The sequence below is a fragment of the Cloacibacterium normanense genome (genome assembly GCF_003860565.1).
Taxonomy (GTDB): Bacteria; Bacteroidota; Bacteroidia; order Flavobacteriales; family Weeksellaceae; genus Cloacibacterium; species Cloacibacterium normanense.
Map to the genome: position 1 here is coordinate 1,496,300 of NZ_CP034157.1, position 14,064 is coordinate 1,510,363.

13 protein-coding genes are annotated in these 14,064 nt (G+C 33.8%); 11 read left to right on the forward strand and 2 right to left on the reverse strand.

The window, feature by feature from the left end; translation table 11 throughout:
• Positions 1-45: 45 nt before the first annotated feature.
• From EB819_RS06855 to EB819_RS06865, 3 genes are all read left to right on the forward strand, one after another.
• Complete coding sequence (locus EB819_RS06855) at positions 46-1,044, forward strand: adenosine deaminase (RefSeq protein WP_069798046.1); 999 nt, start codon at positions 46-48, stop codon at positions 1,042-1,044.
• A 97-nt stretch (positions 1,045-1,141) separates the two neighbouring features.
• Positions 1,142-1,897 carry a class I SAM-dependent DNA methyltransferase gene (locus EB819_RS06860; protein ID WP_069798048.1) on the forward strand — a complete coding sequence of 252 codons (756 nt, stop codon included), beginning with the start codon at positions 1,142-1,144 and terminating at the stop codon, positions 1,895-1,897.
• 49 nt (positions 1,898-1,946) lie between these two features.
• The gene (locus tag EB819_RS06865) at positions 1,947-2,639 is read left to right on the forward strand and encodes a ZIP family metal transporter (protein WP_069798050.1); all 693 of its coding nucleotides are present in this window, start codon (positions 1,947-1,949) and stop codon (positions 2,637-2,639) included.
• 72 nt (positions 2,640-2,711) lie between these two features.
• Here EB819_RS06865 and EB819_RS06870 read toward each other — a convergent pair whose 3' ends face one another.
• Both EB819_RS06870 and EB819_RS06875 read right to left on the reverse strand, forming a co-directional pair.
• A complete protein-coding gene (locus EB819_RS06870) occupies positions 2,712-4,100 on the reverse strand; it encodes an OmpP1/FadL family transporter (RefSeq protein ID WP_069798052.1) in 1,389 nt (462 codons plus the stop codon).
• Between the two features lie 29 nt (positions 4,101-4,129).
• Complete coding sequence (locus EB819_RS06875) at positions 4,130-5,089, reverse strand: hypothetical protein (protein WP_069798054.1); 960 nt, start codon at positions 5,087-5,089, stop codon at positions 4,130-4,132.
• A gap of 142 nt (positions 5,090-5,231) precedes the next feature.
• On the opposite strand from EB819_RS06875, the gene proS reads away from it, so the two are divergent.
• The 8 genes from proS (at position 5,232) to EB819_RS06915 (ending at position 13,815) form a co-directional block, all read left to right on the forward strand.
• A complete protein-coding gene (proS, locus tag EB819_RS06880; protein ID WP_069798056.1) occupies positions 5,232-6,707 on the forward strand; it encodes a proline--tRNA ligase in 1,476 nt (491 codons plus the stop codon).
• Positions 6,708-6,810: 103 nt separating this feature from the next.
• Positions 6,811-8,043: an OmpA family protein gene (locus EB819_RS06885; protein WP_069798058.1), complete on the forward strand. Its 1,233-nt coding sequence runs from the start codon at positions 6,811-6,813 to the stop codon at positions 8,041-8,043.
• A 116-nt stretch (positions 8,044-8,159) separates the two neighbouring features.
• On the forward strand, positions 8,160-9,479 hold the full coding sequence (locus tag EB819_RS06890; protein WP_069798060.1) for an Nramp family divalent metal transporter: 1,320 nt from the start codon (positions 8,160-8,162) through the stop codon (positions 9,477-9,479).
• Entirely contained in the window at positions 9,479-10,216 is a 738-nt protein-coding gene (locus tag EB819_RS06895) for a transporter (protein WP_083250148.1), read from the forward strand. The genes EB819_RS06890 and EB819_RS06895 overlap by 1 nt, the downstream gene beginning before the upstream one ends.
• Positions 10,217-10,306: 90 nt before the next feature.
• A complete protein-coding gene (locus tag EB819_RS06900; RefSeq protein WP_069798064.1) occupies positions 10,307-10,846 on the forward strand; it encodes a nucleotide exchange factor GrpE in 540 nt (179 codons plus the stop codon).
• A gap of 97 nt (positions 10,847-10,943) precedes the next feature.
• Positions 10,944-12,071, forward strand: coding sequence for a molecular chaperone DnaJ (gene dnaJ, locus EB819_RS06905; protein WP_069798066.1), 1,128 nt, complete (start codon positions 10,944-10,946; stop codon positions 12,069-12,071).
• Positions 12,072-12,160: 89 nt separating this feature from the next.
• Positions 12,161-12,760, forward strand: coding sequence for a regulator of G-protein signaling domain-containing protein (locus tag EB819_RS06910; protein ID WP_069798068.1), 600 nt, complete (start codon positions 12,161-12,163; stop codon positions 12,758-12,760).
• A gap of 56 nt (positions 12,761-12,816) precedes the next feature.
• Positions 12,817-13,815 carry an isoaspartyl peptidase/L-asparaginase family protein gene (locus EB819_RS06915; protein ID WP_069798069.1) on the forward strand — a complete coding sequence of 333 codons (999 nt, stop codon included), beginning with the start codon at positions 12,817-12,819 and terminating at the stop codon, positions 13,813-13,815.
• Positions 13,816-14,064: the final 249 nt, after the last annotated feature.

Here is a 14,064-nt window from a genome sequence, read left to right on the forward strand (position 1 = left end):
AATTTTTATCCCTACCTTTGATTCCCTTTTTAAAAAAATTAAAGTATGGATATTATCTCTTATATCAAAAAAGTTCCAAAAGCAGAATTGCACTTGCACATCGAAGGAACTTTCGAACCTGAATTGATGTTTGAAATCGCTCAAAGAAATGAGGTTAAAATTCCCTACAATAGTGTAGAAGAAGTAAAAAAAGCATATCAATTTAACTGTCTTCAAGATTTTCTGGATATTTATTACGCAGGAGCAAGCGTTTTGCTCTACGAACAAGATTTCTATGATTTGACCATGGCTTATTTCAAGCATTGTGCAGAAGAAAACGTAGTACACACCGAAATTATGTTTGATCCTCAAACCCATACCAAAAGAGGGGTTTCTTTTGAAACGGTAATTTCTGGAATTAAGAGAGCTCAAGATGATGCAGAGAAAAATTTCGGGATTACTTCTTATTTGATTATGAGTTACTTAAGACATTTATCAGAAGAAGACGCTTTCGAAACTTTAGAGCAATCATTGTCTTATAAACATTTGATTAAAGCGGTAGGATTAGATTCTTCGGAGAAAGGAAATCCACCTTCTAAATTTCAGAAAGTTTTTGCTGCTTCAGTGAAAGAAGGTTACAAAATTGTAGCTCATGCTGGTGAAGAAGGACCTGCAGAATATGTTTGGGAAGCGCTAGATTTATTAAAAATTGACAGAATAGACCACGGAAATAATAGTTTAACGGATGAAAAATTGGTTAATTATTTAGTGGAAAACAAAATGGCTTTAACGGTTTGTCCGCTTTCTAACACTGCTCTTCGGGTGGTAGATGATTTGAAACAGCATCCGATTAAAAAAATGCTTGATTTAGGAATAAAAGCAACCGTAAATTCTGATGATCCGGCTTATTTTGGAGGTTACATTACTCAAAATTACACCGAAATTATTGAAGCGCTAAACCTATCTTTAGAAGAGGTAAAAACATTGGTTAGCAATTCATTTGAGTATTCATTTTTAGACGAAGAAACGAAAAAGAAATACTTACAAATGGTTCATGAGAATTAAGAAAAATATTAAATAAAATCTGATATAAAAATTCCAGCGAAGCCTTTCGTTGGATTTTTTTTCTAGTAAATGATAAAGTTTTTGATAAATTTGCAATATGAGTTGGTTCAAAGAATGGTTTAACACACCTTATTATCATATTCTCTACAAAGACAGAGATTTTGTAGAAGCAGAAAATTTCATTAGAAATCTTACCCAAGATTTACAACTTTCTAAAGATTCTAAAATCATTGATTTAGCTTGTGGCAAAGGCAGACATTCTGTTTTTTTGCAACAATTAGGCTATGAAGTTTTAGGAGTAGATTTGTCCGAAGAAAGCATAGAACACAATAAACAGTTTGAAACCTCGGCTAATGAAACTCCAAAATTGACGTTTAAAGTTCACGACATGAGAAATGAACTTTATCCCAATGTTTCTTCTGAAAAAGTAAATGCAGTTTTCAATTTATTCACCAGTTTTGGATATTTTGATGATGATGAAGATGACAGAAAAGTGTTTTCTTCAGTGAAAAATGTTTTACAGAACGATGGAATTTTCGTTTTGGATTTTCTCAATGAAAAATTTGTAAAAAATACTTTGGTTGATGAAACTACTGTTACCAAAGACGGAATAGATTTTCTTATCAAAAAAAGAATAGAAGAAAACCATGTCATCAAAGATATTTTCTTTGAAGATAAAGGAGAGCCATTTCATTATTTCGAAAAAGTAAAACTTCATACTTTAGAAGAAATAAAAAACATCGCCGAAGGTTTCGGTTTTGAAGCAGTAAAAATCTGGGGAAATTATCAGTTAGAAGATTTTGAAAGAGAAACTTCCCCGAGATGTATTTTCCAATTCAGAGTTAAAAATTAAAATTTATAAAAGCTGAAAGCGTTCTGCTGAAAGCCAAAAAGCAAAGAACATGATTATTATTCTATTGATCTTAAGCGTTATCATTGGTGTTTTTCTGGGAAAATATTTCGGAAAGAGCCAATCATTTGCTAAAAATTTATTGATTCTAAGTGCTGGTTTTTTGATTACGGTTTGCGTAAGCGAAGTTTTTCCAGAAGTCTATGAAGCCGAAGACCATAATATTGGAATTTGGATTATTGGTGGCGTTTTGCTGCAAATGATTTTAGAAAGTCTTACCAAAGGTTTCGAACATGGGCATTTTCATCATCACCACGAAGAAAAAAATATTTTGCCTATTGCTTTGATGGCAGGAATGTTTGTTCATGCGTTTTTAGAAGGAATTCCTTTAGCCAATATTACAGATGTAACTTCTCCTTATTTATTGGGAATTGTGTTCCATAATTTACCAATTTCATTTATTCTCGGAACATTTTTACTGAGAGAAAAAAATAATATTTTTTCTTGGTTTATTATCACATTATTTGCATTAGCATCACCATTAGGAATGGTTTTTGGCGATTATTTTAATCCAGAATGGCAACCTTATTTCTTGGCATTAGTTGGCGGAATTTTCTTACATATCTCATCAGTAATTATTTTCGAAAGCAATAAAAATCACAAAATGGATTGGCAAAAACTTTTTTTAGTGATTGCTGGAGTTGGACTAGCTTTAGTAAATCATTTGTTTCACGCTCATCATTAAAAAATTTGATTTCAAATAAAACAAAAACTCCCGAATTTCGGGAGTTTTTTATATGTTTTAAGAGGAAATATTTTAGAATTTCCAACCCAATGTAAGCGTTACATTGTTCTTAACATCTTCTAATTTAGAAGTAAAAGTATTAGGATTATTCGTAAAGAATTCTACATCTCCGTTATTTGCTAAACTGTAATAATTACCATCTCCGTAAACATTGGTAGAATTGGTGGTAATTTTATTGTAAGCTGCATCAATATAGAATGATTTAAAATCAAATCCGAATCCTACACCTAAAGTTTCTCTTTTACCAATAAAATTATTTTTACCATATATATTCTCGAATGGTGAATTAGAAATTCCGTAACCACCTCTTAATCTGAAGTTGTTATAACGGTATTCACCTCCTACTCTAAGTTCTGATAAGTTTTTGTATTCAGATTGGAAGAAATCATTCAGTTGAGTTTCTGCAGGACCTTGAACTTTATATTTTGGCTTGGTTAAACCTAACGAATAGTCAACGTTGAAAGCGAAATTCTTATTCATTACGAAAGCTCCACTCAAAGTTGCTTTCATAGGTGAAGTGAATTTTCTGTCTTCATCATAATAATCGAAGTAATACCCTAAATTATCTTCGTTTACTTCGCTGTAAGTTCTGTATTGAGTCCACCAAGTTGGCGATTCAATAGACGCTCCTAATCGTATATTATTATTAATTTTTCCAATAATACCGGCAGAAACCGAGAATCCATTAGCATCTTCAGTATAAGGCGTTCCTTGTTTATTTAAAACGTAGCTGTTATTATTGTCTACATCTAGTGAGAGTCTAGAAGAATCATATTGCTCAATCGTAGCTCCTTTGAAATTAAGGGAACCTCCCACATAGAATTTATTATCATAATTTCCACCAAAAGCGATGTTCATATTGGTAAGATTTCCGGTTCTGTCATAAGCATGACCTAGAGAAGTAAAAGTTCCTGTAACAGGATTTCCATTGGTATCAACCAAATTGCTATCTTGAAATTTATAGCTAGAATTCGCTGGTGTTTCTATGTATTCTTCTAAATTTTGATTGGTGTAATTCACTCCAAAATTTACAAATTTCCATGGTGTATTTCCACTGGTTTCAAAAACGGCTACTCCACCTAATTGACCTATATCTGCATTGTTTAATTTATAGGTGTTTGCAACATTAGAAAAAGAAGATGTGGTTTTAGAATTATTAATCGCTAAAGTTCCACTGATATTTCCAGTGATGAAAACTCCCACACTTGCAGGATTGGTGTTAATTGCAGAAAGATCTCCTCCTAAAGCTCCCATAGAACCTGCCATTGCATTAAATTTAGCAGAGCCTGTTAATGGATTGGCTGAATAAACATCTACAGAATTTCTGATAATCGAAACATCTTGCGCTTGAAGATAAAATGCAGATGCAATACTTAATATTGTTAAAGATTTTTTAAACATTTTTTCAAAAAATTATAGTTTATTATTTCTTATCTAAAACCTCCTGATCTGAAACCGCCGCCAGAACTTGAGCTTCCGCTAGAGCTACCACCTGATCTGAAACCGCCGCCAGAATTAGAACTTCCTCCCCAATCATTTCTTCTAGGCTCTTGTCTTGGAGCTTCGTATTGTCTTGGTTCTTGTCTTGGAGCACTTCTAAATCTTGAAGGATTAGAATTTTGTGGTGGCTGAGTCATATTTGGATTAGTATTTCTAGGTGGTGTAGTTCTAAATCCAGAATTATTAGAATTATTGGTATTCATTCTATTATTAAAACTTCTGTTATTAGAATTTTGGAAACCATTTCCTCTGGTAATAGCATCAGCTCCACTTCTCTTATAATTATTTCTTGGATAATAATAACCTCCATAATAGTAAGGATTATATCCGTAGTAACCTCCATAATAAGGAGAATAATATCCATACCAAGGATTATAATAACCGTAACCACCATAACCAAAGTAAGGATCCCAATAAGGATTCCAGCCCCAATTGTTCCAACCCCAGTTATTCCAACCGAAACCAATTCCTATATTCCAGCCATTTCCCCAACCGTAATAAGGAGAATAATATCCGTAAGGATTCCAACCCCAAGTATTATAATTGTTATAATAGATGTTTTGTTCAGTTCCTGCGTAAGTTCCCCAGTCAGATTCTGTTCCGTTCCAAGTTTGATATTTGTTTTTTTGAGCCGCTTGGTTTTGTTGATTTTGCTCTATAATACTAGCAGAATCAGACTCATAAGCATATACTTCATCCACTTGATTAGGTTCTGGCATTACAATACCTTCTGGTATCACATCTTTATTAGGGTCATAATACACCCCATCAGTTTCTGTATAACCTCCCATTTGAGAGCCACATGAAACCAAAAGCAAACCAGCTGCAACCCCTAGAACACCTTTTGTTCTAAGAATTTCTGATAAGTTTTTATAAGTAGAATTTTTCATGATAGATGTAATTAAGTTTATTTATCTTTGCAAAATATTAATACCAAAATTATACCAATATACTCGGTATTTATATTTTTCATCAAAAATACAATATAACATTAGATATTCTCAAAATTAAAAAGTTAAATTTTAATAAAAAATGGCAAAATTAACAACAAGGAGTGAAGATTATAGCAAATGGTATAACGAACTTGTAGTGAAAGCAGACCTTGCTGAAAACTCAGGTGTAAGAGGAAGCATGGTGATTAAACCCTACGGTTATGCAATTTGGGAAAAAATTCAAGCAGAATTAGACAAAAAATTCAAAGAAACTGGTCACCAAAACGCTTACTTCCCACTCTTTGTCCCGAAAAGCTTATTCGAAGCTGAAGAAAAAAATGCAGAAGGATTTGCCAAAGAATGTGCTGTTGTAACGCATTACAGACTAAAAACAGACCCTAATAATCCACATAAACTAATTGTAGACCCAGAAGCAAAATTAGAAGAAGAACTGATTGTTCGTCCTACTTCTGAAGCGATTATTTGGAACACCTATAAATCTTGGATTCAATCGTATAGAGATTTACCAATTCTTATTAATCAATGGGCAAATGTTGTTCGTTGGGAAATGAGAACCAGACTTTTCCTTAGAACTTCTGAATTCCTTTGGCAAGAAGGTCACACTGCTCATGCCACTAAAGATGAAGCCATCGAAGAGACTGAAAAAATGCTTGAAGTGTATGCTGATGTCGTAGAAAACTTCATGGCGATTCCAGTAATCAAAGGTTTTAAAACACCTACTGAAAGATTTGCAGGTGCAGATGAAACGTATTGTATTGAAGCGATGATGCAAGACGGAAAAGCACTACAAGCAGGAACTTCTCACTTTTTAGGACAAAATTTCGCTAAAGCTTTTGATGTAAAATTCACCAATAGAGAAGGAAAACAAGAATTTGCTTGGGCTACTTCTTGGGGAGTTTCTACCAGATTAATGGGTGCATTAATTATGACACATTCAGATGATTTTGGTTTGGTACTTCCTCCAAAATTGGCTCCAATTCAGGTAGTAATTGTTCCTATTTTCAAAGGAGAAGAGCAATTGGCTGAAATTTCTGTGGTAGCTAATGACATTTTTGACAAATTAAAAGCAAAAGGAATTTCTGTAAAATATGACGACAGAACGGAGTACAAACCAGGTTGGAAATTTGCAGAATACGAATTAAAAGGAGTTCCATTAAGAATTGCAATGGGTGCCAGAGATTTAGAAAACAACACCGTAGAAATTGCAAGAAGAGATAATTTAACCAAAGAAGTTCGTTCACTAGAAAACATCGAAGATTACATCGAAGAACTATTGGTTACCGTTCAAAATGATATTTACAAAAAAGCAGAAACATATAGAAACGAACACATTACCAAAGTAGATTCTTACGAAGAATTCAAAAAAGTGTTAGAAGAAAAAGGAGGTTTTATTGCTGCACATTGGGACGGAACTGCTGAAGAAGAAGAGCAAATCAAAGAAGAAACCAAAGCTACCATTAGATGCATTCCTCTAGATGCAGAAGAAGAGCAAGGAGTTTCTTTAATTACAGGAAAACCTTCTAACAAAAGAGTTCTTTTTGCTAAGGCCTATTAAGATTTCAAGGAGAAGATTAATTTCTCATCATATTTTTTAAGAATTAACGAAGTAAAGGAAAAAATTTTTAACTTTAACTTCGTTAATTTTTTATACCAACACCATGTCACTCATTGACCTTATAAAACACCCATTAAACCCCGAATTAATTTCCGAAGCCGCTATTCAGTTAGGAGAAAGCGAATCAAATGTTTCAAAAGCTTTAGGAAGTCTTTTTCCAGCGGTTTTAGGAGTTTTTGCCCAAAATTCTAAACAAGATGATGTCATCAACGCACTTCTTAAAACTTCATCTCTCGATTTCTCTGAAAATCTACTAGAAAAAGCCAACAATAGCACAGAAATTCAGAATATTATTTCTAAAATTTTAGGAGAAAAAAGTGAACACATCCTTTCTCATGTCTCTGAGTATGCTAATATCAATAAATCTTCGGCTGAAAACCTTTTAAAAGTTGCAACTGCTGCCACACTCGAAGGCATAAAGAAATGCGCGCATGAAAACGGATTAGATGACCAAGGAATTCTTTCAAAATTAGCCGAAAACAGATGCTTAATTCCCGCTTTATTACCAGCAGGAATGTCTTTAGAGCATTTAGGTTTAGAAAATTTACTAGAAAAAAATACAGAAACTCCGGTTGAAACTTCTGCTCCAATTACTCATAAAACCAAAGAAGAAGTTAAAATCTTAAATCAAGAAAACTCAGAAAAAAGTTCTTTCTGGAAATGGCTTCTTCCCTTACTTATTCTTGGCATCGTTGCTTGGTTTTTATGGAATCAATTAGCTCAAAAAGAAGTTCTTAAAACCAAAACCGCAACAGAAAACGTTACTTTAATTCCAGAACCTATTCCAGCTGATTCTTTATCTGATGCTCAGAAAAAAATTGAGTTCAAGGGAAATTCTCTGCAAGTGGTTTCTGATGGTTTAGAAGATAGAATGATTACATTTTTAAAAGCGGACAACTATAAAAATGCTAAAGATGACGATGCCCTAAAATCTACTTGGTATGAATTTGACCAAGTAACTTTTGCTTCTGGGAAATCAGACCAATTAACATCTGGAACAGAACAAATTGCAAATCTTATTAAAATTTTAAAAGCGTATCCCGATGTCAAAATTAAAATCGGTGCTTACACTGATAAATCTGGAACAGAAACTGAAAATTTAGCACTTTCTCAAGCAAGAGCAGACTTTATAAAAAATGAATTGACTAAAGCTGGCTTGGAAAAACAAATTGTAAATGCAGAAGGTTACGGAAGTAAATTTGCTACTTTACCTGCTACTGCAACCGATGAAGAAAGAGCCATCGACAGAAAAATAGCATTAAGATTTGCCAAATAATTATTAAAATAATTCCTTCAATAATAGACGCTTAGAAAATTTTCTTAGCGTTTTTTTTATATTTATTTTCAGAATAAGAAATATTTAACTAATTTTGTTAGACCAATCTAACATTTATGAAAAAACCTTGGAGAAGAAATAATGACCAAAACTCCTTATCAGAATCTTTTGCTTCTATTCACATTCCTACTGATGGCAGTTTCTGGAAGAAACTTTTTGCATTTGCAGGTCCTGGTTTGATGGTAGCTGTAGGTTATATGGACCCAGGAAATTGGGCAACTGATATTGCAGGAGGTTCACAATTTGGTTATACTTTATTATCCGTCATTCTTTTATCCAATATTTTTGCAATTATCCTTCAACATTTATCTTTAAAACTAGGAATTGCAGCCGAAAGAGACTTGGCACAAGCTTGCAGAGACCATTTTTCGCCAACGGTAAATTTTATTTTATGGGTTTTATGCGAAATTGCCATTATTGCTTGTGATTTAGCAGAAGTTATCGGTTCAGCAATTGCTTTAAATCTACTTTTCGGAATTCCGCTTCCTGTTGGGATTTTAATTACAGGAATTGATGTTTTGCTTATTCTGATGCTTCAATCCAAAGGTTTTAGGTGGCTCGAAAGTTTTGTAGCAGGACTTATTTTCGTCATTTTTGCTTGCTTTTTATACGAAATCTTGGTAAGTCAACCAGAAATAATGCCTATTTTAAGCAACCTACTTCCGAAGAAAGAAATTATTTTTAATCCATCAATGCTTTACATCGCAATCGGAATTTTAGGCGCGACAGTAATGCCTCATAATTTATATTTGCACAGCAGTTTAGTACAAACCAGAGCTTATCCTAGAACTTCTGAAGGAAAAAAAATGGCGATAAAATTCGCAACCATTGACAGTACTGTTTCGTTGCTTTTCGCCTTTTTTATCAATGCAGCCATTTTAATTGTTTCGGCGGCAACTTTCCATTATTCTGGTTACAAAGATGTAGCAGATATTCATGATGCATACAAATTACTTTCGCCTATTTTAGGCACCAGTTTAGCCAGTATTTTATTTGCCGTAGCCTTATTAGCTTCCGGACAAAACTCTACACTTACAGGAACTTTAGCGGGACAAATCGTGATGGAAGGTTTCCTAAATCTTAAATTAAAACCTTGGCTCAGAAGATTAATTACCAGACTTTTAGCAATCGTTCCAGCGTTTATTATTGCTATTATTTATGGCGAAAAAGGAACCACTGATTTATTGGTTTTAAGTCAAGTTGTTCTTTCAATGCAACTCAGTTTTGCGGTAATTCCTTTAGTCATGTTTACGAGTGACAAACTAAAAATGGGGGAATTTGTGAATAAACCCGCTTTGAAAATTCTTGCTTGGATTATTTCCATCATCATCGTTGTTCTAAATCTTTACTTACTGTATCAAACTTTTACTTCGTAATGATGAAAAAAGCAATAACAACAGTACTTTTCGCCAATTTTTTGAACGCTCAAGAAACCATACAATTGGATCGTCCGGACCAAACAGAATCTGTGTATGTAGTTCCCAAAAATTATCTACAAACAGAAATGGGATTTATGTTTGAAAAAACAGATAAAGAAAACAATCATTTTCACCTCCCCACTATTCTTTGGAAATATGGATTCAATGACAAAGTTGAACTAAGAGTGATTACAGAATTCTCGCTTTCTACTACTCCATCATCTAGTGTTTATGAGCTACAACCCGTAAGTTTAGGTTTCAAAACAAGTCTTTTAGAAGAAAAGGGAATCTTTCCAAAAGTTTCTTTTATTGGCAAAGCAGAAGTGAGAAAAAGTGAAGCTCTTCAAAGAAAAACAGTAACTCCATCATTTCGTTTTACTTTTCAAAATAATCTCAATCCAAAAACTTCTTTGGGTTACAATCTTGGAATGTTTTGGAACGAAGATTTACACGAAACCTATCTCTATACTTTAGCTCTTGGGAAAAGCATTTCGCCTAAACTGAATTATTTCGTAGAAATTTATGGTTTTGTTTCTCCAAATCAAACCGCAGATACAAGATTAAATGGTGGCTTCACTTATTTAATCAATGACAATTTTATGCTCGACACTTCTTCGGGAATGGGACTTTCCGAAATTTCCGCTAAATATTTCTTTTCTTTTGGACTTTCTTATCGATTGAAGTTACAGCAGTAAAGATTTCTGCTTTTACAAAATTCTGCCAATTTTTCCTAAACTGCTCTTTGGCAAAATCTTTGAAATATTGCAGTAGAAAATTCTAATGAAATGAGCGAAAACAAAGAACTACACGAAGAAAATTTAAACAAAGAAGGTCAAGAAAATCTACAAAACGAACAAAACACTACAGAAAGTGTGACAGAACAACCTACTGCAGAAGAACTTTTGGCAGAAGAAAAAGACCGTTACGTTCGTTTGTATGCAGAGTTTGAAAATTATAAAAAGAGAACCTTGAAAGAAAAAATGGAGTTTGCACAATATGCAAATACCGAAATGATGATTGCTATGCTTTCTGTATTAGATGATTTCGAAAGAGCCATCAAAGAAATTGCAAAAAGTGGCAATGAATCAGACTTGAAAGGCGTAGAATTGATTTATCAAAAATTCAAAAACACATTATCAGACAAAGGTCTAAAAACGGTAGAAGTAAATGTTGGTGATGAGTTTAACGTAGATTTCCATGAAGCAATTACTTCTATTCCTGCTCCATCTGAGGAACTAAAAGGAAAAATTGTAGATGTAGTAGAAACGGGTTATCAGTTACACGATAGAGTAATTAGATTTGCAAAAGTAGTTACAGGAATTTAATTTTTAGTCTGGATGCTGGAAGTCAGAAGTTGGATGAATTAATTCCACTCAAAAATAACTTCAAACACCCATCATCCATTATCTAACAACATAAAAAATGTCAAAAAGAGATTATTACGAAATATTAGGCGTATCAAAATCAGCCAGCGCAGACGAAATCAAAAAGGCTTACCGTAAATTGGCCATCAAATATCACCCAGATAAAAATCCGGGAGATAAATCTGCAGAAGAAAAATTTAAAGAAGCTGCAGAAGCTTACGAAGTATTAAGCGATGCCGATAAAAAAGCTCGTTATGACCAATTCGGTCATGCTGGAGTTGGCGGAGCTGCAGGTGGTGGTTACGGCGGCGGTTTCGGCGGTGGCGGAATGAACATGGAAGATATTTTCTCACAATTTGGAGATATTTTCGGCGGACATTTCGGTGGCGGCGGTTTTGGTGGTGGCGGAAGAAGCCATCAAATCAAAGGTTCTAATTTAAGAGTTAGAATTAGATTAAATCTCGACGAAATGGTGAATGGCACCACTAAAACCATAAAAGTAAAAAGAATGAAAGTAGCGGAAGGCGCTACTTCTAAAACGTGTACCACTTGTAACGGAAGCGGAGTTCAGATTAAAGTGATGAACACCATGTTCGGTCAAATGCAAACGCAAACCACTTGTGGAACATGTAACGGTTTAGGTAAAATTGCAGATAAAATTCCTGCAGGAGCTAATTCTGAAGGACTCATCAAGTCAGAAGAAGAAGTTTCTATCAAAATTCCTGCGGGAGCTAGAGACGGAATTCAATTAAACGTTCGCGGAAAAGGTAATGACGCTCCTTTTGGTGGAATTCCTGGAGATTTATTAGTGGTCATCGAAGAAGAACAAGATGCTACTATAAAACGTGAAGGCGATAATTTACACCAAGAACTTTATATTTCTTTTGCAGAAGCTGCTTTGGGAACTACTAAAGAAATTAATACCGTTGGTGGAAAAGTTAAAATTAAAATTGATGCAGGAACGCAATCTGGTAAAATTCTAAGATTAGCAGGAAAAGGATTACCAAGCATAGATTCTTACGGAAAAGGTGACATGTTTGTACATGTAAACGTTTGGACTCCTCAAAAACTCACTCCAGAACAAAAAGAGTTCTTCGAAACACAAATGAGAACCGGTCAAATGCAAGCAGAACCTTCTGGAAAAGAAAAATCATTTTTTGACAAGGTAAGAGACATGTTCTCTTAAAAAATTAGGGATAAATATAGAAATCCAACTGATAATTCAGTTGGATTTTTTTCATACTATTTTGGCAAAAAAATTGTTTAATAAATAGTATGAAAAACCAAATCCTCAAAAATATAATCTTTTTCATTGGCTTTATTTCGCTCTTGAGTTTTTCTTTTGTGAAAGATAATTTTATTCTTTGGCAAGAAAATAAAAAATTGAAAATTCAAGATTTTAAAGCGGAAAATAAAGACACGATAAAAGTAAATCGACAGCAATTTTTAGGCGCAATAAGTGCCATTAGAATAGAATATTCATCATTTCAAAGAAATAAAAATTCGGTACCTGACTTTTCTATTAAAACGTATTTTGACCCTAATGAATCTTGGATGCTTCTCAAAAACGATTATGTTTTACAACACGAGCAGATTCATTTTGACCTCACCGAATTATATGCTCGAAAAATGAGAAAATCCGTAGAAAGTCTCAGACAAAAAAACGTAACTAATATTTCTATTTACCGAAAGAAAATTCAGCATTGGAATGTAATGAAAGAAAAAGCATCCAACCAATTTGACGCAGATAATCAGGATTATTACATTAAAATTGGGCAAAAAATTCTCTTCCAAAAAAATCCAAAACAAGAAGCTTGGAAGAAAAAAGTAGACCGAGAATTATTTCAATACAGTCTATTTAAAAATGCTGATTAATCAAAAATAGTGCTTAATTTTTTCTAAATTTGAGCCACACGAAATTATATCTCAACATGAAAAAATTAGCTTTACTTTTCGGATTGTTCTTTTCTTTATTTCTAATGGCTCAAAAAAAATACGTAGTCGTTATTCACGGAGGTGCAGGAACCATCATCAGAGAAAAGATGTCTCCCGAGTTAGAAGAAGAATATTTAGAAAAACTCACCGAAGCGCTTCAAAAAGCATATGCAGAAATTAAAAACGGTAAAACTTCTGTGGAAGCGGTAGAAGCAGCCATCGTAGTGATGGAAGATTCTCCATTGTTTAACGCTGGAAAAGGAGCCGTTTTCACGCATGATGGAAAGAATGAACTCGATGCCGCCATTATGAATGGAAAAGATAAAAAAGCAGGTTCCATCGCAGGAGTTCACACCATCAAAAATCCTATAAAAGCAGCGATTGCAGTAATGGAAAAATCAGAACACGTGATGCTTTCTGGTAACGGTGCGGAACAATTTGCTAAATTACAAGGTTTAGAAATCGTAAATCCTAAATATTTCTGGACAGAAAACCGTTGGAAATCCCTTCAAAAAGCAAAAGAATTAGAAAAATTAAAAAATCCAAAAGCAGAAAATTCAAAACCTAATTATTTCATCATTGACCAGAAATTTGGAACCGTAGGTTGTGTTGCTCTTGACCAATTCGGGAATTTGGCAGCAGGAACTTCTACTGGCGGAATGACCAACAAAAAATATGGAAGAATTGGCGATGCACCGATTATTGGTGCGGGAACTTACGCAGATGAAAATGTAGGAATTTCTGCAACAGGTTGGGGAGAATTTTTCATTCGTTCTACCGCAGCCAGAACCATCGCAGCCAAAATTCAATATTTGAATAAAGATGTGAAAACCGCAGCACAAGAAACCATAGACGAAATCGAAAAAATGGGTGGTGATGGTGGTTTAATCGCACTAGACAAAAACGGAAATATCGCTATGCCATTTAACACTTCTGGTATGTACAGAGGTGCCATTACAGAAGATGGAGAAATAGAAGTGGAGATTTATAAATAAGTTGGATGTTGGATGTTGGATGTTGGATGTTAGATGTTGGATGTTGAAAAATAGAAGATTTAAATTTTAACTATTTTCATTAAAGTGATTTAATTTTTTTAAAATTTAAAAAGTGAGTTCCGTAGGAACGAAACGTTTGTAGTAAAATTCAGACAAAACAAATAAAGTTCCGTAGGAACGACAGAGCATATGAAACAAATAATTGTATTATTAGTATTGCTTTTAAATCTTCTTTTATTTCGTAACAAT

Bases quoted from the DNA above. Each gene is read 5' to 3' on its own strand.
- EB819_RS06875 (WP_069798054.1), bottom strand. From the start codon at position 5,089: ATGAAAAATTCTACTTATAAAAACTTATCAGAAATTCTTAGAACAAAA.
- EB819_RS06855 (WP_069798046.1), top strand. From the start codon at position 46: ATGGATATTATCTCTTATATCAAAAAAGTTCCAAAAGCAGAATTGCAC.
- EB819_RS06870 (WP_069798052.1), bottom strand. From the start codon at position 4,100: ATGTTTAAAAAATCTTTAACAATATTAAGTATTGCATCTGCATTTTAT.
- EB819_RS06860 (WP_069798048.1), top strand. From the start codon at position 1,142: ATGAGTTGGTTCAAAGAATGGTTTAACACACCTTATTATCATATTCTC.
- EB819_RS06895 (WP_083250148.1), top strand. From the start codon at position 9,479: ATGATGAAAAAAGCAATAACAACAGTACTTTTCGCCAATTTTTTGAAC.
- EB819_RS06900 (WP_069798064.1), top strand. From the start codon at position 10,307: ATGAGCGAAAACAAAGAACTACACGAAGAAAATTTAAACAAAGAAGGT.
- EB819_RS06865 (WP_069798050.1), top strand. From the start codon at position 1,947: ATGATTATTATTCTATTGATCTTAAGCGTTATCATTGGTGTTTTTCTG.
- EB819_RS06910 (WP_069798068.1), top strand. From the start codon at position 12,161: ATGAAAAACCAAATCCTCAAAAATATAATCTTTTTCATTGGCTTTATT.
- EB819_RS06890 (WP_069798060.1), top strand. From the start codon at position 8,160: ATGAAAAAACCTTGGAGAAGAAATAATGACCAAAACTCCTTATCAGAA.
- EB819_RS06915 (WP_069798069.1), top strand. From the start codon at position 12,817: ATGAAAAAATTAGCTTTACTTTTCGGATTGTTCTTTTCTTTATTTCTA.
- proS (WP_069798056.1), top strand. From the start codon at position 5,232: ATGGCAAAATTAACAACAAGGAGTGAAGATTATAGCAAATGGTATAAC.
- dnaJ (WP_069798066.1), top strand. From the start codon at position 10,944: ATGTCAAAAAGAGATTATTACGAAATATTAGGCGTATCAAAATCAGCC.
- EB819_RS06885 (WP_069798058.1), top strand. From the start codon at position 6,811: ATGTCACTCATTGACCTTATAAAACACCCATTAAACCCCGAATTAATT.